The organism is Alicyclobacillus fastidiosus (assembly GCF_026651875.1).
Taxonomy (GTDB): domain Bacteria; phylum Bacillota; class Bacilli; order Alicyclobacillales; family Alicyclobacillaceae; genus Alicyclobacillus; species Alicyclobacillus fastidiosus.
On the sequence record NZ_CP104067.1, the window covers coordinates 3036077 to 3055953 of the forward strand.

General features: G+C 45.8%; 14 protein-coding genes and 2 pseudogenes. 2 read left to right on the forward strand and 14 right to left on the reverse strand.

Annotated features, from left to right (window positions below; genetic code table 11):
- Window positions 1-133: 133 nt before the first annotated feature.
- The 7 genes and pseudogenes from NZD89_RS15145 to NZD89_RS15175 all read right to left on the reverse strand — a co-directional run bounded on the left by NZD89_RS15145 (window position 134) and on the right by NZD89_RS15175 (window position 7653).
- Entirely contained in the window at window positions 134-958 is an 825-nt protein-coding gene (locus NZD89_RS15145; RefSeq protein WP_268003646.1) for a sugar phosphate isomerase/epimerase family protein, read from the reverse strand.
- A gap of 62 nt (window positions 959-1020) precedes the next feature.
- Entirely contained in the window at window positions 1021-1791 is a 771-nt protein-coding gene (locus tag NZD89_RS15150) for a sugar phosphate isomerase/epimerase family protein (RefSeq protein WP_268003647.1), read from the reverse strand.
- Window positions 1792-1956: 165 nt separating this feature from the next.
- Complete coding sequence (locus NZD89_RS15155) at window positions 1957-2850, reverse strand: sugar phosphate isomerase/epimerase family protein (protein WP_268003648.1); 894 nt, start codon at window positions 2848-2850, stop codon at window positions 1957-1959.
- Between the two features lie 95 nt (window positions 2851-2945).
- Window positions 2946-3536, reverse strand: coding sequence for an orotidine 5'-phosphate decarboxylase / HUMPS family protein (locus NZD89_RS15160; protein WP_268003649.1), 591 nt, complete (start codon window positions 3534-3536; stop codon window positions 2946-2948).
- A 23-nt stretch (window positions 3537-3559) separates the two neighbouring features.
- A complete protein-coding gene (locus NZD89_RS15165; RefSeq protein ID WP_268003650.1) occupies window positions 3560-4612 on the reverse strand; it encodes a zinc-binding dehydrogenase in 1053 nt (350 codons plus the stop codon).
- Between the two features lie 798 nt (window positions 4613-5410).
- A pseudogene (locus NZD89_RS15170) lies at window positions 5411-5981 on the reverse strand (alcohol dehydrogenase catalytic domain-containing protein); the annotation flags it as partial.
- A 427-nt stretch (window positions 5982-6408) separates the two neighbouring features.
- Complete coding sequence (locus NZD89_RS15175) at window positions 6409-7653, reverse strand: IS4 family transposase (RefSeq protein ID WP_268003651.1); 1245 nt, start codon at window positions 7651-7653, stop codon at window positions 6409-6411.
- 597 nt (window positions 7654-8250) lie between these two features.
- Between NZD89_RS15175 and NZD89_RS29635 the strand changes: the two genes are divergently transcribed.
- Together NZD89_RS29635 and NZD89_RS15180 are read left to right on the forward strand one after the other, a co-directional pair.
- Entirely contained in the window at window positions 8251-8502 is a 252-nt protein-coding gene (locus NZD89_RS29635) for a DUF624 domain-containing protein (RefSeq protein ID WP_369125195.1), read from the forward strand.
- Between the two features lie 607 nt (window positions 8503-9109).
- A complete protein-coding gene (locus NZD89_RS15180; RefSeq protein WP_268003652.1) occupies window positions 9110-9445 on the forward strand; it encodes a TIM barrel protein in 336 nt (111 codons plus the stop codon).
- 339 nt (window positions 9446-9784) lie between these two features.
- Here the strand turns inward: NZD89_RS15180 and NZD89_RS15185 are convergent, their stop codons facing one another.
- The 7 genes and pseudogenes from NZD89_RS15185 to NZD89_RS15215 all read right to left on the reverse strand — a co-directional run bounded on the left by NZD89_RS15185 (window position 9785) and on the right by NZD89_RS15215 (window position 19371).
- The gene (locus tag NZD89_RS15185; protein WP_268003653.1) at window positions 9785-11278 is read right to left on the reverse strand and encodes a hypothetical protein; all 1494 of its coding nucleotides are present in this window, start codon (window positions 11276-11278) and stop codon (window positions 9785-9787) included.
- Between the two features lie 941 nt (window positions 11279-12219).
- On the reverse strand, window positions 12220-13521 hold the full coding sequence (locus tag NZD89_RS15190) for an ABC transporter substrate-binding protein (protein WP_268003654.1): 1302 nt from the start codon (window positions 13519-13521) through the stop codon (window positions 12220-12222).
- A gap of 76 nt (window positions 13522-13597) precedes the next feature.
- On the reverse strand, window positions 13598-14419 hold the full coding sequence (locus NZD89_RS15195) for a carbohydrate ABC transporter permease (protein ID WP_268003655.1): 822 nt from the start codon (window positions 14417-14419) through the stop codon (window positions 13598-13600).
- A gap of 52 nt (window positions 14420-14471) precedes the next feature.
- Window positions 14472-15434: a carbohydrate ABC transporter permease gene (locus tag NZD89_RS15200; protein ID WP_268003656.1), complete on the reverse strand. Its 963-nt coding sequence runs from the start codon at window positions 15432-15434 to the stop codon at window positions 14472-14474.
- 219 nt (window positions 15435-15653) lie between these two features.
- Entirely contained in the window at window positions 15654-16643 is a 990-nt protein-coding gene (locus NZD89_RS15205; protein WP_268003657.1) for a Gfo/Idh/MocA family protein, read from the reverse strand.
- 87 nt (window positions 16644-16730) lie between these two features.
- Entirely contained in the window at window positions 16731-17600 is an 870-nt protein-coding gene (locus NZD89_RS15210; RefSeq protein WP_268003658.1) for a sugar phosphate isomerase/epimerase family protein, read from the reverse strand.
- Between the two features lie 566 nt (window positions 17601-18166).
- Window positions 18167-19371 (reverse strand): annotated as a pseudogene (locus tag NZD89_RS15215) (transposase).
- Window positions 19372-19877: the final 506 nt, after the last annotated feature.

Consider the following 19877-nt stretch of genomic DNA (forward strand, 5'->3'; position numbering starts at 1 on the left):
AGTAACTTTGCATCCTGCGTGTTATTTAATCACAGGTCAATTGTAAAGGCCATCTTCAATATGGTTATCTTTTTTCATATTTGGCTGTCGACAAAGATATAAATTACAACCAATACATGTGCTACTATATCCGTCATAAGGCATAGGCAGTTTTAATCTGATTTAACCCATATTGGGCAACCTCAAGTGCTGATTGATCCCCAAAATGTTCAATAAATAATTCCAAGGACAAAAATCCACTGTATCCAATACCGTTTAGCAACTGAGCAAATTTTTTTGACGGCAGTACACCTTCTCCGGGAAACAGACGATCTTTATCCATTATGGTTTTACGATTAAACCCGTCCGGATAATCGTTAACATGTACGATTCCAACACTTGCTCCATTGATATACGCCAATTGGTCCAAGCTGCTGCCGCCAGTGTACATATGAAACGGATCAATCAACATTTTGCCGTTTGGCACGCCACTCTCCATCAGCACCAACATGGCCTCACTGATTCGGGATAAATGTGTTGCCTTTCCCCAAAACTCAAGATACGGTTCGACTCCAATCACACACCCTATCTCGTACAGTTGGGCAAAATATTCGGAAATTGTACGAAAAGATAACCCTTCCAAATCTCCGAATGGAGGGGCTGCTACAGCCGGACACCCCAAATCAGCGAGTATTTCCATCTCTTTTCGGGCCTGATGAAGAGCAGCCTCTCGCTGAATACCGTCTCTGTCAGACCATCGAAAAAAAGCTATCGCATTTACAAATGAAATCCCCACATCATTCATGTACTCCGTTAACGCTCGTGTTGACCCTCCGTTTTCTATATAGGACATGATATCTGCCATCCAAAGTTCAATACCCTCATATCCTGCCTCCGAAGTAATTTTCAATTGTTCCACTACATTTAAATTGAATGGACGCAATGTAGACGAATTTAGTGCGATTCTAAAAGGGAACACTCATTACACCTCTTCTCAAATGTACGAATGTATATAAATTGCTGAACGAACCAGGCTGTTGTTCACTTTTGTGTACCCGGCGCCTCTACCAATCCCATTTTGATCAAATTAGCGTAACTGATTTGTAAGCTTTCGAACGGATCCCTACGACACTCGTCTTGTTCGACAATAAGCCATTTCACGCCGATTCTCTCAGCTGTTTTGGTAATTTCACAAAAATCAAGGATACCTTCACCGATTTCTGCAAAAAAGTTCCCTTCCCCAGCTTCCATGTCCTTTATATGCAGCAAGGGGCAACGATTTCCGACCTGATTCATATATTGCACTGGGTCCTCTCCGCCGCGTTTAATCCAATACGTATCGAGTTCTGCCTTCACTAGTTCCGGGTCAGTTTCGCGCAGCAAAATATCCAATATATATTCCCCATCAAAACTTTCGAATTCCCAGTTGTGATTGTGATATAGGAATTGTATATTGCGTTGACGACACATTTCGCCAACGCGATTCATTTTCTGTGCCTTATTTAAAACGTCATCTTTCGAATGGTATTTCATCGAAATTGTAAGATAATGGCCACCCACGTCTTCGACATAATCCAATAACTCATGTACATTAAAATCAATATGATTAAACGGGGCGTGCGTGCCAATCACCTCTAGCCCACAACGACTGAGAATACTTTTCTGCTCCTCAACAGTCATTCCGTCAGGAGGAGGTCCTATTTCAATGCCCTTGTACCCCAATTGTGAGATTTTAACCAAGGACCCGGCATAATCCATCTCCACCGCGTCACGTATCGTATACGGCGCAACGCCAATTGGTAATTTATTCATTACCCACGCGTCCTCTCTAACTTATCTTGAAATTTGGAATGTTTGGTTTTCGATCGAGCGACTATAGCCTATGCGAAACCACTTTCATTATTCGCAATTCATCACCATACACGCTAGGTCTACGAACGTAACTTTGTGTCCACATGACGTTTTCCACCAGAAGTATCATTCACTCGTTAAGTACTTATCGACGAATTGTCTCAAAAAGGTTACCGATAGGCGCATCTCATCTAATCCATTCAAACCATCTTCCACGGAAATCCATCCGTCAAAATTGACACTTGCCAGCTTTCCAAAAATTGCATCATAATCATTCATTCCCTGCCCAATGACACCATGAGCCAAAGCATCCGAATACCCTGCTGCTTCGTGTTGCTTCAGTGCCTCCCACGAGAACCCATCTTTTAAGTACCGATCACTGGCATGCATCGTGATCACCCGAGAGCTTACTTGCTCAAGCAGCGCAAGCGGATCTTCTCCGGCGACAAGTGCATTCGACGGATCATAGTTAATGCCAAACCAAGGAGACGAAATTTCCGCAATAATCTCCAGAAAGACATCCATGAATTGTGCGAATTCTGGATAAATCCAAAACCCGTCCTTGTAGTGATTTTCCATCACTAAGTGAACGCGTTTTTCCTCTGCGTAAGGCAACAGTTCGCGGATAGCCTCGATTGTGAATCGAATTCCCTCTGCCCGCGACACCTCCTTGCGCCTTTGACCGGACAACACTCTACAACTTCGAAAATCCTCAGGGCCGATGTACGCCATCACGTCAATCATCCGCTTCATCTGGTTGATTTGTTTTGCTCGAAACGCCGGATCAGGATGGGTGAAATCCGGAGAAGAACACATCATCGGGATAGTCATCCGATTTTCCGTAACCTTATCCAATACTGCTTTCAGATAAGATTCGTCTAATTGACGTAAAAATAGTGGGTACATTTCAATCCCGTCTGCTCCTAGCGTCGCAGCCTTCTCAATCCAATCCGTCAGTTCCATTTCTCCATTTGATAACGCTCCCATATATGCCTTAGGAAATACTGCGATTCGTGGCATATCATCACCCCTCTCTGCCTTTAACCTTATCGACAAGATGCTTTAAGATGGTACGAAGTTCGTCCGCATCTGTACTTGGACGGAAAGCTTTGTTATCAATCACAAGTGGTGCACCGACGACAACGAGCGGCGCACCATACTGAGGCATCATCGCTGCCTGCTCTCAATGATAATCCCCCAACAGCCTGAACCGGTATAGATACCGCTTCGACCACTCTCTCCAAGTGATCAAATGGCGTTTTTGAAGGATCCTCTCCTCGTTCATCGAATCCCGTATGGACGATGACGTAATCAACTCCGTTTTCCTCCAGCAATTTGGCGCAAAGAACCGGATCCGCAGAAGCAAGAATATCGCCCATCACTTTGATACCGTATTTTCTAGCCGCTTTCACGACAGCTCGTATCGTCGCTGGACACGCCACACCCATAACAACGACATGTGTTGCACCAGCCTTTGCCATCATCTCAGCCTCTAGGTATCCTCCATCCATGGTCTTTAAGTCCGCAACAATGGGATGATTCGGATATGCCTTACGTAGCGCCGCGACAGCATGGAGCCCTTCGCCAAGAATCAAGGGCGTTCCCGCTTCGATCCAGTCAACTCCAGCTTCGACGGCGATTTTTGCCATTTCTATTGCTTCATCAATGGTTGTAACATCCAAGGAAATTTGCACAATGGGTTCCAACGTACTCTCCCTCTCTTCAATGCTTATAGTTGATACCCGTTTGGCAAAAGAATTGACTTTGCATGAACGAGTGAATCCATCTCGTCAAACGCTAGTTTCCAATCCTCCATACTGTATGTCTTTGCCATGGGCAATGGATCGATTTCTCCCTTGCCCATCATTACCAGAACTTTCTCCCACATCGGATAGAGATGGCTAAATGAACCTTGAAGGCGAACTGCCTTTTGGATTATAGGATCCAGTGAAAATCCGACAGGCGCGGGTCCCCAACCGATTTTAGTAATTTGTCCAGCTGGTCTGACAACGTCGATACTCTGCTTCAACGTCGCAGAAACTCCAACTGCATCTAATACCAATTCCGGACCAAATCCATCACCATACGAGAGTAACTCGGCTACAACGTCGCAGTCCTCAGCGACTAATACTTCATCCGCACCGAATTGTTTGGCGATTTTCAACCGATTCACATCTCTTTGTGTACCAACGACAACAATTTGTCCAGGATGGAACAACTTCGCAATTTGAACACACAATAGCCCAATGGGCCCAGGACCAAATACAACCACATAATCTCCTGGTCGAATTTGCGAGTGATGTGCAACTGCGTTGTATGCTACGCAACACGGCTCTGTAAGCGCTGCCTTTTCGAACGAAACATTGTGGGGCACATGGTGGACAATCGCTTCGCGAGTTTTCACATACTGTGCCATTGCACCATCTACCAAAACACCGAATCCTAGACGATGCGGGCATAAATTGTATTGACCTGTTCGGCAATAAATGCAAGTCCCACATACAGATGCCGGTGTTTCACTGACAACGCGATCCCCCTTCTGAAACAATGTCACCGCGCTACCAACATCGGAAACAATTCCAGAGAATTCATGGCCTAATGTTACAGGGCGATTCACGGCAAATCCTTGCGTATTATGGTACATGTGTAAGTCACTACCGCATACGCCCACCGCTTGAACTTGTATCAAAACATCGTAAGGATCTAGTATATTAGGAATTGGAACGTCACGAATTTCAACCTTTTGCGATTCATTCGCATAGTTCACAAGTGCTTTCATCATATGTGCTCCACCCTTCTCGCGTAATTCATGACCATTACTATGCCATCGCTTCGCTGCCGCTCAGGCCAGCGCAACCATCTTTTCAATTGAAGTGTGAACGGGGATATTGGACAGCCACAGATGTACCGTTCTTGGCACGGTCTTTAATCGAATCAATTCGAAAATAGACACGACAAAACAGCAAGGAACTCATCAAAGTCTCGCTGTTGTCATATCGTTCAGAGTATCTAGACTTCTCTGCCGTTCGCTCAGAACGGAGTATTCCATCCATAAAACCATTTGCTTGTTCCTGTTTATTAGGCTGCTAAATCACAAATCGTTGTTATCGAAGAATACGCCTTAAAATGGAACCACTGACCCGATTCTGCACTTCGCCAAGCAGCCTCTGTCAACCTTGAAACACGATATCCACACTCTGCAGGTGCAGCTGCGCTATCTGTTTTTAAAGGATGACATCTATAAAGTTGGCATCTAGGTTACTGGCAGCAGGGAAATCCCTCTCAGACACAATCGACGCATGCGGTGTAGAGTGTTCCAAAAGTGAGCATAGTTAAACGCTTACACAACCTTGAGCCGAGTATATTATCCAGTTTTAACCGCGTCAATTGCGGAAATCGGACATATTGATTACCAATATCGGACATGTAAATTAGCAATGGGATCTAAAGCACTCCTGGATAATCAGGGTACAAGGGCACCAGGACAACGGAGCTTCAGAGCGAAATGAAGGATTCGTGGTGGAAATGTGGCGTTGAGCGATTGTGCCATTACCCCTTAGGGAGAGTCCCATTTGAACGCGTTCAAATCCCCGACAATCAGCACAGAAGCACCCGGCAGTTGTGCGGAATGCGCCGCCGCCAATCCGACGGGACCTGCGCCCGCCACATACACGGTCGATCCGGTTGCGACCCCGGCACTGATAGCCCCATGATACCCGGTCGGAAAAATGTCGGAGAGCGTCGTCAGATCAAGGATTTTCTCCAAGGACTGTTCCCTGTCAGGAAATTTAAGCAACTGAAAGTCCGCATACGGTACCATCACGTATTCCGATTGGCCGTCCACCCAGCAACCCATGTCCACGTGTCCGTACGCCGATCCTAGACGATCTGGCTTCACGTGTAAGCAGATATGTGTGTTACCTTCTTTGCAGCTTCAACAGCGTCCGCGGGCAATGTTAAATAGAACCGAAACCAGGTCCCCCCTTCTTGATGAACTCGACATCTCGGCCCACATCAATCAATTCACCCATGATCTAATGACCCATCACGAGACCTTCGGGTGCGGTTGTCCTGCCGAGCACCATGTGTTGGTCGCTGCCACAAATATTGGTAAAAACCACCTTTAGGATGACGCCGTGCTCGCACTTTCGCTGCCTTTAGCAGCCCATCCTATGCTACTCGCGTACGCGACGTAATTTTGTAATCCGCCCCTGCGGCACCCATTCCACCACAAAGTGTCACCACGGGCATCCACAAACGTGCCATGCGGAGACACAAAGTAGCCGGGTACATGTTCCACGGCCGGTCGGTTTGGCGATTGTTTATAATAGTATAATTTTATACAATAAAGCTATCGCTAATATTGATGATTGGGGGGATTTATGAATTTAGTCTGCCTTTTTATTTGAGTGGTTTATATCACTAACGTTGCATAAAACTTCTCTGAGCCTGTCAAGAGAGGGTGAATTGCCGTTCAAAGTTGCGGACTGAATACTCGGATTTTTTGTTTCCGTGGCTTATGGTCTAAAAGGTCAATACCCCTATGTCAGGTAGTCCGAATATCCATAATCAGGAATGTTAGATTAGGTCGTAGATAACGGTCTCAAGATGCTCCGTTTCACGCTCTATGTACTGCTGCACCGTTTGCTCAAAGATGTCTTCCACCTTGCATCGTCGTCGTCCCTTGGATGTTCGACCTGGTTTCTTGTACAACGCCTTCACAAACTCAGAAAAGGCTCGGTCCCAATAGAGACGTAGACATTTGTAAACCTCAAGTAGCTTGCCGCTGTGGGACACCTTCGCTTGCAAGAGAATCAACAGGCAGTACGTAATCAGTGCAATGAGCAGTTGGTTATACACGCCATTTTCACTATGACCGTATAGGCGCTTGAGTACCAGGTGCTGCTTGACCCATTTAAAGAACAACTCTATTTGCCAACGCTTTCGGTACACGTCACAGATTTGCTCTGCATCCATCGTCATGTCATTCGTCAGTATCACGACGCGCTTGCCTTCATTGTCCGTGGTTTCAAGCAACCGCAGGGTGTGCTCCATCACGTAATTTGGATAACTCCCCAAGCGTACCAATGCTTCTCTCGTAACCGGTGAATCGGACGGTACCTGTCGCTCTTCAATGACTTCGTGAATGACCGCATTATCTTTGAGCCGAGTGACAAACTTCGTTCCGTTTGCACAGTACGTATCGAACTTACGGTAATCCACATAGCCACGGTCAAAGACGTTCAACGCATTCGGTTCTACGACCACTAACGCATCCATCTGTGTCTTGTCCGCAGGTTTGGCGGGCGTGAGGATCGCCTTATCTGGCGCAACTTGATCGTCTAGAAATACCAGACGCAGGTGCAGTTTCACACCAGCTTTAGTACTGCGAAACTCTGCCCAAGGATACTGTGAAACACACATTGAAATGGTCGATGAGTCCACCAGATTAATCCGTCGCATTTTCTCGTTCGCTCGTTTTGCACCGACCTGGCGAGTGATTTGCTCGACACATTCACGGAACACGAAATCCAGAAAGTATGACGGCGTTTCTCGCAACTTCCTGGACAACTGGGAAGCACTAATAGAGTCTAGCGCCAGTTCTTTCTGGAGGGATTCATTGGCTTCCAACTCCAAACTGATGTCCTTCAGTGACGGGATTTGATTGACCTGGGCGAAGACGACGAGCCGGATGAATGAGATGACACCGAGCTTCTTAACGTACCGCTCCATCTTGAGACGGTTTAATTCCTGCAATATGGTACTGACATTCAGCGGGGTAACATACTCCCGGAACGCCGATTTCGTGGTATCCTTGTCCATGGTGGGTCTCCTTAGAGAGAGTTGGACAGGACTACCTGTACTTCTCATTCTAAGGAGATTTTTTCATGTTGGTGTTGTCTAAATCATGAAACTTCCAAACATTTCATCTATACATTCTGACAACTCGAAGCACTTGACAAACCATAAATTCCTTTATGCAACGCTAGTGGGTTTATATAAAAACCCACTGTAATTGCGGTTTTTTTGTTTAGAGTGTTGACTGAGTTGAGTAAGCGCTTACCCAGTTTTGATTCGTTGTTTGATGTGTGCGGTCACCTTATTTTCCTCATGTGCGGCAGAATGAATCTCTGATGGGCCAAGTTGCCGTTCGATTGCTGCATGCAAAGATGAAAGGAGAGAGAGTCCCTACAATGACATCTATTCCGTATGACATTATCTCTAATTAGGCAGAGTGTAGTTGCTCGGTCTCCGTAACGAACGAAGAGTGGCTTTTCCCGAATATCGAGATGTTTTTTTCATTTTTAGCATGCTTACCTAATACCTATTCAGAGACACTTGCAATCCTGCTTAAAAACCGTAATACTGTCGGCAGCTCCCAAAGTGATTGATTCTTATGTACTAAAGGAGTATATGTTTATGTTCTCTTTGAATGGCCCTGTTTATCGCATCCTATCCATCTTTAGTCGATATCTGTTATTGAACATTCTATTTTTAATTTCCTGTATATTTATTGTTACGATTCCCCCTGCTACTGCAGGACTATTTGCAATGACAAGAAAATATTCAAACCAGGAGGAGCCTCCATTGTGCAGAACATTTTGGCACGAGTTTAAGAGAACTTCATTCAGAGCTGGGCCATTTATATACTGTTTACACCAATCTTTTTAATACTAGGTATAGATATACATCTATTTTTGATAAATGGCTGGACGTATAGTGGTGCTGCATTAGTGATTATTCTATTCATCTCATTACTCACCACATCCACATTCATACACATATTTACATTGATGGCTCATACTAAATTGACTACATTGAACCTGGTGAAAAATGCCCTAAAATTAAATCTGGTAAAACCGCATCTAACCGTGCTAAATTTGGTAGCATTGGTGTTATTGACTTTCTTTGCAAGTAAAATCCTCATCCTGTTGCCGACTATATACTTTAGCGTCTCAGCAGCGATCACTTATCGCATCGCAAAGGCAAAGTTTACGAAAATAATCTCCTCTCAGCGTGATACTGAATCTGAGCCTATCTAGTGCGCTACTTCAACTATCCAAACTTAAGAAAAACATTTTGGTATAGTAGATTCAGTTCCCTGTAAACGGAGATACCTAAGAATACCTTAACCAATTGGGCTGTCTTTCCATTATACCTAGTCATGAATGGTCGGGAGAAATCATAAAAGAGGAAGTGATGTGGATAGTTTTTGCTATTGTGACAGACGGGTCAAAGGGTAATAAACAAAATTTATAATTAACTAGGACGAATACATATGTTTCCTTTTAAAACAGCTCTTAATTCTTCTACATTGCTACCTTTTAACTTAAACATTGTGGAGCAAGTGGCATATATAAATCGATCGAGCGTTGGCATTGTACACGTAAATGACTGTCCTGACGATGCTAACCGAGAGACCATTATGGATAAAGACCGAGTATTTCCCGGCGACGGGATATTACCTTCCAAAAAATTTGCTCAATTACTAGACGGTATTGGATACAACGGATTTTTATCTCTCGAATTGTCTATTGAACACTTTGAACATCAATCCGCCCTAAATGTTGCCACATATGGACTAAACAAAATCAAAGAAGCCTATTCAATATAACATTAAAAAATTCACATCGGCGAGATGTACAGCGTCGAATGATCAACCCGTAAGCAATAGGAATTCGCAGCCCCCCCCCCCCTCGTTATGGCGAAACAAACACACAGCCGAGGCGTCTGCGAATTGCTGGTTGCCCGCAGTTTTTGTATACCTGCGGTATGTTCTTCCGATTCCACCGAGATGATTTGCACAGCCTTGTTCAGATGTCGATAGTAGATTGTATCTCTGATTCATGATGCGGAGGTGGAGCGTCCCGTCGAGGTTCATTTGGTCAACAAGCAATACAAGATCTGCCATTGTATGTTCAGCAATCTCACCTGATTGCCGGGCCTCTTACTTCTACTCTTTATTTCTTATTGCCCACAAGTCACACCCCTTAATCTGAAGCACTGGTTTCCCAAAACTGTTTGTCAATTCTTGCTTCAAGTTTGAGGGCAAAGGTACTCCACTCGGATCGAACGGTGTAAGTAAGACATATCCGGAATGTAAAGTCTGCTTAATCGTTGTAATTTGTTGAACCCAGAGCGCAGAACTACCATATTGCGCAGAGAATTGAAACTGACTCAGTGAAGCGCCTGCTGCTTGGTTCAACGCATCAGAAGGAGAAAATCCATACATGTTATAAACTTTTATTTCATATCTGGATGCTGTCAAAGCTTGCATATCATATCCAAAGTTCGGCGTAATCCAAAAGACTGGTTGTGAACCGATTTGCTGGACAATCGCCTTCGGCAGGGAGTACACGGACGAATATGGGTAGTCGACGGTTGGCAACCACGACACAAGCGGTAAAAAACAAATAAACGTTAGCCAAATGAATCGACGGATGGAGACTGAGCCGGCGGATGACAAATAGTGTTGAAGGGACATCGTTGTCCAGATTACGAGACCGGCATCAACATATAGGGCTAGCCGTATAGGTAGTGCAGAATTCAGGAATGGAACATGAGAAAATAGGATCCATGGCAGAACGATAGGCAGCTGTCGGCCGAAGACATGCACGTGGGTACCCAGCGAAAGAATAAACATTGTGATGGCCAACCATGAGAGGGACCGGCTCACTGGTGTTCTCCATGCTCTGCAAAGAATTAACGCGCTGCAGAAAAAGAAGATGCCTACATAATTCCCATGTTCCTCAGGTGTACCGAGAAAGTCATCATTGGTTATACGTTGTGTGAGAGCAGTATGAATCAGAGAAAGTCGTGTAGGATACCACGGGCTCAAAAAGTCTGCAACCCAATATTCTCCCGAATTCGGATGCATCTCGACTCCAGAAAATAGTAATCCTCCTGTCAAGATAAACGCAAAAATACCAGGTAGCATAAGAATTACTGCACTCAGAACCAGCGGAATCCAAAACCGTCCAGGGAGTGGGCCGAAGTGAATCTGGATCCAAGTACGGCCACTCTTCTGAATGCCGAGATAGATAAGGAATATCGAAAGTACTAATAGAAATGTAACAGTCAGTTCGAGTGAAGTATAAAACTCAGCCGCGCATACAACGCCAATTGCCGTTCCATAAATCATTTGATGATTCGCTTTCCCGTTGATACAACGAACGAACAAGTACGTGGCGACGAATAATGGAGAAACGACATATTGGCTCATGTGTCCCAGTTCTTGAGCAGTGAGATACGGCATAATACAGAACATGATACCGCCCCAAGTAGACAACCAAGGCCGAATGCCACATTCACGTAAAATCGCTCTGCCCACACAACCAATTAAGAAAATATTTATGAAGAACACGAAATTGTAAACAAATACAGTGGACGTCATTGGCACAAGCCAACCGAATAAAACAGATATTGCAACTACCGATGTGTTGTACATGAGTCCAAATCCCTGCGGCCAATTCATCTCATGTGAATAAAAGGGGTTTAAACCATGTACAATTGCGTGCCAAAACCATCCTATATACCATGTATATTGATATGAATCGGGGATTCCACCAACAATCCGTGTGTACGGATGCAGCACAACCGGCCATTCTATCCATAGAGCCAAGGCAGCAAAAATAAGCCACGAATAGGGCATATGAGACAGAAATCGTGCCCTCATTGAAACTCGTCCAGTTTTATGGTATTTATCACCAATCCCAATGCAACTTCGTGTCATTCACACTCACCTTTTCGTAAGAAAAACAGAGCATCCTGAAATAACAGTAGATATCGCTTTGATCATGCCTTCAGTTTTCAACCGTTGCATAGCGCGGTACGCGCCACCGACTGCCTCATCATAGAAATCGTCCGGAACGTGGATATATAGGGTATCAACGTAGTCTAGCACAAGACGTTACAGACTTCTTTCAAACCGTCGTAACACGTCATCATGGGTGAAGTCTTGAATCATCTTGGACGGATCGTTCGGGTCAAAATCGGAGCCAACCTTTGTTGCAACGACGAACTTGTCGGGGAATGCTCGGAAGAACCAAACCTTTGCTGCGGGAGACCTGTACCGTATAAAGATACCGTATCAAAAGACGCACGCCTTTTTCCACTGCGAAAGAAATCGTCTCTGTAACCTGCGCGTTTCTACCGCTTCGTATAAAAAACCAAGCGCAGCACTCCCTAACCCAAGGCGACTGACTTGCACACATTTCCTAACCCCGGCTCACGTTTCGCCAATTGATCTGCAACAGGGTGGTACGCGGCGTTTACCGCGTACCTCAATAGTTTTCACGAGGATGTGATCGGATTCAAATGGCACGGTACACGAAGAGTGACAGGCACTTTACGCATCTTGTATTCGTTTGAGTCCCTCCCTGTCGAGGATCAATACCAGCCATTTTTGATTTCTTGATTAATTTTATTCGAGAATGCTTTCAAGGCAGTGGCAGGATTTTGTGAAGTATCATTCGTCACCGTACTGACAAGGCTAGTCGTGCCGTCCCAAATCTCCGCATTGAGAGGAGAGTTCGGGCGCGTATACGTAGTCGGCAAGAGTTCAGCGGATAACTTGTCGCCTGCCGGGCTGACGACTACATGTCCAGGTGTCCCCAAGTTCTTCAGCATCGACATACGGGTGGGAAGATGCGTGGTCGCTTTATCCCATATCAACATCTGTTTGGGGGCGACAAGCCAATTCAAGAACTCGGCAGCAGCTTCCGGATGCTTTGCACCTTTCGGAATGACCTCTGAAATGCCTCCTGACCACGTCGATCCTTGACCGTCTACCGTGGGGACCGCTTCAACTCCATACTGGAGTTTAGGAGCTTGTTGCTGAAGTGTGGCGATATTCCACACACCATCCACCGTCATTGCCTCTTTACCCGCGTCAAACGCGCTGAGTCCTGTGTTTTGCAAGGTAGCTGTAAACGCGTTTAACTTGGCAATACCGTATTCTTTTGCGTACTTTTGTTGCCATTGTAGGGATTTTATAGACGCGGAATCTGCGAGGTTAATCTCTCCTTCCGAGTTTTGGTTAAAGGTGGCTCCGAATGCCCAAGCCCACGTGTCGAAAGAACCTTGGTCTCCCCATGGAATAAAACCAGCTTGCGTAATCTGCCCTGCCGAATTGTGTACGGTCAGCTTTGCGGCGTCTTGATCGAGCTGTGCAATCGTCTTCGGCGGTTGATTTGGATTCAAACCAGCCTTTTTAAATAGGTCTTTGTTCCAATATAAAAACCTAACATCCGTATCGTGTGGGTACGCATAAAGGTGTCCGTCAAACGTGTTCGCTTGCCAGATGGCAGGAATAAAATCAGATTTTTTCAGACCTTGCGCCTGAATATATGGGGTTAAGTCTATGAGGGCCCCTTTTTGTGCGAACTGAGGTACAAGAAAACTGTCGAGTTCGGTACAATCAGGCGCTTTTGAACCAGCAATCGCCGTAATCAGCTTTTGTGGCACAATTGATCCGCTGGATGCCACAAAGGTACCGATTACATGGATATTTTTGTGTGTTTCGTTAAACTCTTTAATGAGTTGTTCGTAGGTCGTACCGCCAATCCCGCCTTGCCCATACCAAAAATTAATCGTCGTTACGTGGTTGTTGCCACTATTCGTCCCGCACCCGGTCACGAGGGAGCAAAGTGTCAGGATACCAAGAGAGACCGAGAATACTTTTTTCTTCATGGTGATCCTCCCTAGTTAAATTGCGCCAATTTTTAATAGGCTACCATCGCACGGTTGCGGCGACAGGAGAGGGTACTTAGCCCTTGATCCCCGTAAACGTAATACCCTCGATAAAACGTTTTTGGACAAAGAAATAAATTACGATAATCGGAATTGTCGTCAACAAACCGACAACCATCAACTGTTGCATCATCACCGTGTGCTGGGTCATGAATTGCTGAATGCCGAGTGACAAAGTGTACGTACTCGGCTTAAAGAGGTAGATCAAAGGACCCATGAAGTCTCCCCAGGATGCCATGAATTGGAACAAACCGACTGTCAATACACCTGGTACAGCTAACGGCAACATGACCCGGAAATAAATTCCGTATTCGCTCAGGCCGTCTACACGGGCTGCGTCTTCCAATTCGTTCGGCAGTCCTAAAAAGAACTGTCTGAGCAAAAAGATATAATATGGACTTCCGAAGAATGCCCCTAAAATCAACGGCCATCGCGTACCAACCAGGCCGACGGTTTTCCATTCAACGAAGAGGGGAATCATTGTGACCGTAGCTGGCAACATCATCACTGAAATCGTCAGCGCGAAAACGAGGTTTCTACCAGGCCATCTAAGACGGGCAAAACTATATGCTATCATTGGACAAACCAACATGGCTCCAAATGTCGCTAACACGCTAATAAAGATTGTGTTCCACAGATATTGAGGAAACGGGATGAACGTCACTGCTTGGACCCAATTGCTCCAATCGAATGGGTGCGGAATCCAGACCGGAGGCACCAGATTCACCTGCGAATTCGTTTTCAATGTGGTGGAAATCATCCACAGGAGAGGGAAAATACTAAAAAGCCCGATGATAATCAAGACGATATAAGCAGTTATTTTCGAGATCTTGCTCATCGCGTGAAATCCCCCTTTTCGACATCCGTATTATTTTGCAAAGCGATGACGACTATCTTTCTTTCGCTCCTTGATAAAACACCCAACGAGATTGGCTTTTAAAGACAAAGGCAGTAATAATTAAGATGATAATAAACATGACCCACGCCATTGCAGACGCGTAACCCATCCTTAAATATGAAAAGGCGGTCTGGTATTGGTAAATGCCGTAAAAGAGCAAGGAATTGTTCGGATTACCATTGCCTCCGGAAATCAGGTATGGGAGGTTGAACTGTTGCAATGCTCCGATAATACCCATGATCAATTGAAAAAAAATTACCGGAGTCAACAGTGGAATCGTGACATGCCTTGCTCTCCGGAAAACTCCAGCTCCATCCACTTCTGCTGAGTCATATAAATCTTGCGGAACATCTTGTAAGCCGGCGAGATAAATAACGGTTGAACCACCGATACCAGTCCACAGGCTGACCAATACCATAGCAGGCATTGCCCAATGTTGATCGGTAAACCATCCTGGACCTTGGACATGAATCAAGGACAATAACCAGTTGACAACACCGATTTGTGGACTGAGGAGCCAGTTCCAAAGGATCATGATTGCAATGACGGGGACCAGGCTCGGCACGAAGGCAGCAGTTCTGAAAATCGCTTGTCCTTTAACTTTAAGGTTCAAAAGCAGCGAAACACCAACGCCGACGATGATCGTTAGGGGGACGGAAAACACAGTATAGTAAAAAGTCACGAGCAGGCTCTTCAGAAAAGTGGCGTCATGAAAAAGGTGAACGTAATTACTTAATCCAACGAATGTTCCCGGCTTTAGAATGCTGTAGTTCGTAAAACTCCAATAGAGTGAAATGAAAAACGGAATGAGGAAAAACAGGATAAGCCCTATAAACCACGGCAGACCGAGCACAATTCCGGCGTTTCGTTGGCTGCGCGTCGTAGGACTCAGATTTTGTTTTTTAGATTTGCGTCGAATCGGCGGATATTGAGTCTGGATTCCCGTAGGGGTCATCATCATCTTCCTCCTTTTGCTGCAAAGCATACACTACTTATGTCATCCTCCCGCACTGTCGACTGCATCTGCGAGAAAGAAACATGAGGGGATTGAAAGCCCAGCTTCAGTGCCATCCGGTTTGTCAACTAAGCCGCGTGCGAATGGCAACGCGCCGTTGCCCATCCCCTATGTCTCCTTAAACATCGAGAAGTGCATCGTGTTTACACATCATCGTTTTTAGAATTGAATTGACTTTCCGGATTCAGCGCTTTGCCAGGCGACCTCAGTCAGGCGAGCAACACGATAACCACACTCTGCAGGTGCAGCCGCTTGATCGACACGTCCCAAAATCAAGTCGACAAAGTTTCTATCCGGATTACTGGAAGTCGGTAGCTCGCTGTCCGGCACTTCAACAGGCGCCTCGTGTGCACCTCTCGAAACGAATAACTTGCCGTTCCGATAAAGAGCGCTACCCTTATCGCCATGGACGGAGACATCTTCCCACCACCCGATATTGGCACTGCCAACCACATTAAACGTACATATGCAACCGCCTTCAAAACGTACAGAGAGCGCAGTGTCGATGTCCACTTCTGTACCGCGGTTGTCAATATACGCCTGAACTTCTTTTGGTTCCAATCCAGTCGACCACAAAATGACGTCCAACAAATGTGAGCCGGAGTCGTTTAGCTGACCGCCACAGGACAATGCCTTATTTTGTCGCCAGGTGCCGCGACATCCTTCAAGCCAGCGCTGCGCCTGGTAAGCCGAAATAAATCGAATCGTACCTAGTGTGCCACTCTGAATGAGATGGCGAAGGTACATATATTGTCCCTGTGTATGACGTTGGTAGCTCACTGCCAAGTGTCTATCTTGCTCATTCGCATAAGCAATCAATTTTTTCGCGTTTTCACTACCGGAGACAAATGGTTTTTCCATCAAGACATGAAGCCCGCGGCTCAAACATGCCATCCCTTGTTCGAAGTGTTGACTGTGCGGTGTCACAATGACAGCTGCGTCAGCTTCAACTTCAGCAAGCGCCTGTTGATAGTCAGAAAACGACGGTACCTCTGCCAGCGACGCAAATTTTGATTTCGTGGCCCCGATGGAAGCATCCGATGTATCTACCAGGCCAACAATCTCAGCGTCTTGCACATTCAAGAGATTTTCAACATGTACGCGCCCCATACCGCCAATACCAATCATTAAAAACCGTACTTTACTCATTGAACAAGATCTTCCTTTCAATATGAATATGAATAAATCAAATGAAAGATTTCAAAGCTCCTTATGTTATACGAGTGTGTAATTGTGTCAGCCAAAATGCTTCACCAAATGTTCGTGCGCCTTGCGAATGCCGCGCAGTTCATCCTCCAAAGTTCCCCAGTATCTGAAATCCTCAAGTTCAATAGATACGCATCCGGTGTAGCCAATTTGGTCAAGACGATATGCGACTCGATGCCAGTCGACCTCTCCGTTGCCAGGGATGCAGTATCGCCAAGGACCCTCGGAAAATCCAGGTGTATCGTCAAGACGGGCTGCCAGTGTGCCGTAGAGATACTGTTGCTCAGGAAGCAGTTCTGTGTCTTTTCCGTGACAGTGGACAATTCTCGTGCTGAATTCGTCGAACACGCGCAGATAGTCGATGCCGAGGCGAACGAGGTGCGACGGATCAAAGCAGAGCCCCAGGGCTGTTGACGGAACGCATCGGAACATTGCACGCCAGACCTCTGGCGTGTAACCGAGCGTCGGGTAGTTGGGACCAGGGCCAGGCCATCCTTCAATAGCGACACGAATGCCAGATGCTTCGCACACGGGCGCAATCTCAGCAAAGGTCTCTTCGAAATAGCCGAGCGACTCTGATATCGGTTGCGTTCTCTCCTCCGGTACAAGGCACATAAACATCACCTTGGCGCCAAGACTGGACGCCTCGCGAATCTGTACGCAAATACGCTCAACGGCCATTTGGCGCACATCACTATCCCGAGACAGTAACTGCGATACGTTGTGGGCATCGACTGAGCCGATGGTAAGTCCATTGTTTCTGCAAATTTCGGCTACGTCCGCTGTCAATGTTGGAACATCAATCGCGGACAAACCGAGACCCTTCAGTAATTCTGCTACTCGCTCGAAGCCTTCTGCGTTCAACTTTGGTGGAATTCGTGCTCCAATTGGTGTACTCATGAGTTGTCTACCCTCTCTCAATCAATGTATTGAAACCGATACTCGGACAAAAAAGGTATAATTTCGACATGTACTTCGAACTCGATACTGCATATGGGTGTCTCGTTAATTGGTAATAGGAAGTACGTACTAAGAGGTTCACTCTCCCCCTTTCTTATGATTTTTTAAACTAACAAATTGTAAACGTTTTCAAAAATGTTACTTAACAAACCAAGAAATGCTAAGTATGTCCCCACTCTTCAAACGCTGAGTCATATTGTGACCTCCTCGAATCATGTGGTGAGCATTGTTTCAAAAGTGAGCAATGGTAAACACCTACTTTTCCTTGAACCGAGTATATTAACAGGTTAACATATCGCCAATAGCAAAATTGCGACATAAGGAGTAAGACTATCGGACATACAAATTACCTGGTTTTACCATGACATTGTCAAAGCATAATCGAGGATTTTGCAGAATAGCTATTCTACTGGAATGAAAAAGAGGCAACACCTAATTGAAACGGAGGGTCTTCATTTTTTTGATTAGCAATTCGGTGCTCCTGTCTCTAAGCTCCTTCTTTCTGTTTATGCAATGCTCCTTGCGCTTACTGCTTTGTTCATCGCCAGGGCTGATGCTAGAAGGACGATTGCATTAAGATAAACGTGAGTTATGACCTTTTGGATTCCACCGACATGAACGTCGTTGGCAGAAAGGTTTTCTTTGATTCTAGAATTACATCGCTCGACAGCAGTTCGCTCATTGTAGAGTTCCGCCCATCGGCGTGTATTCCGGTGCGGGTTGGAGAATCGACGCAAGTCTTCAGTAATCGTTCGCTTTACGACCATACCGTAGCCCGAATCCGAACACGCCGCTGATCCAAATGGACAGTCAACCTTGCCCAATATGTGCGGACACCGGACTTGAGTCGGTCACCGTCGGCTCCCCAGTAAACCATGTCATCGCCCATGGAGCAAAGAGGTGTGCCGGTCGTTGACATCCCTTCCGGTGGTTCCTTCTCACCACATTTGTTCAATGCAATGATTGCCTGCGCACCGTAGTTTCGAACTGCCACATAGTTCTTCATCTGGTCGTAACCTGCGTCCATCATGACAAACTTGAATTTCCAGCCGAGGTCTTCGGCAACATGTACCATGAGGGGAATTGCCATTTTACCGTCATATACATTCGCTCGCGTGACCTCCAGAGATACTGGAAGTTCGCTCTGTGTGTCGACTGCAAGATGAATCTTGTACCCGAACCAAGTGAGTTTATTGCCAAACGTATCGAACTTGGCACCCCAATTGGCATTCCCGGTTTCCTGGCTACGTAATTTTGGCTGCTTCTTCTCATAGGCAGAGATTGCTGTACTGTCGATGGCAAGGTGACTGCCGTCAATGACACCGGCTTCCCGACATTGAATGACCAGATCGATGAAGAGTTCCATCGCAAGACCTTGTTCTGTGATTGCTGCAAAGACACGGCTCAGCGTTGGAATCGATGGTGCCGGCTCGTCCAAGCGAAATCCGCATTGGTAGCGGAAGCGAAGGTCCGTATCCAACCACGTATGTAGTCGTCTTGTGAAGGTAGAGATCCCCTCGAATGGTGAGGCAAGTAGGGCTCTCAAAATAGCCTCTCGATTGATAGGCTTTGCTCCCTGAGGTGACGAACTTCGCAATTTCGCGGCGTACGGATGGAGCCCTAAAGCGGAGAAGAACAATTCCAAACGCTCACTGGGCTCGATTTCTAACCATGACTCAAAGGGAAATAGAGACTTTTGGAGAAGATACAAGCGACTTCCCTCCTTGAGAGTTTCTTGTTTAGGTGCTTGAAATCTTCTCGAATTTGGGGTGAAGTACTTTTTTATTTCCTACAAACCCTTGTACTACAAGGGTTCAGAAGTCTGCAAAAACCTCATAATCAAAAGAGTTAAATCAATTTTGCAAATGTTGTTACGAAAGACATGATGATAGAGTTTTAAGATCAGACTGACAGGCATCTTCGACACATTCGTGTGAGATCAAAAATCATCCAACTCTTATTGGAAGCTGTGTGATCTTGCGACGCGCTCTTCTACTTGGCGTCTTGGGATCATACACATCTTGTTGTTTTCAACCAATCCATCAATCACCAGGGTTCTTATCCACTATGACTAAGCACGTTCAAAGGTGGTTTGCTCCTTCAATCGCTCGATGATTTGCAAGTCTCTTGTGACGTACCGAAGTCGCTAACCGATGCTGTATGACGCAAATAAAAAAGCTTGCATGACAAGCTCAGCCTGGTGAAACTTTGCGGATA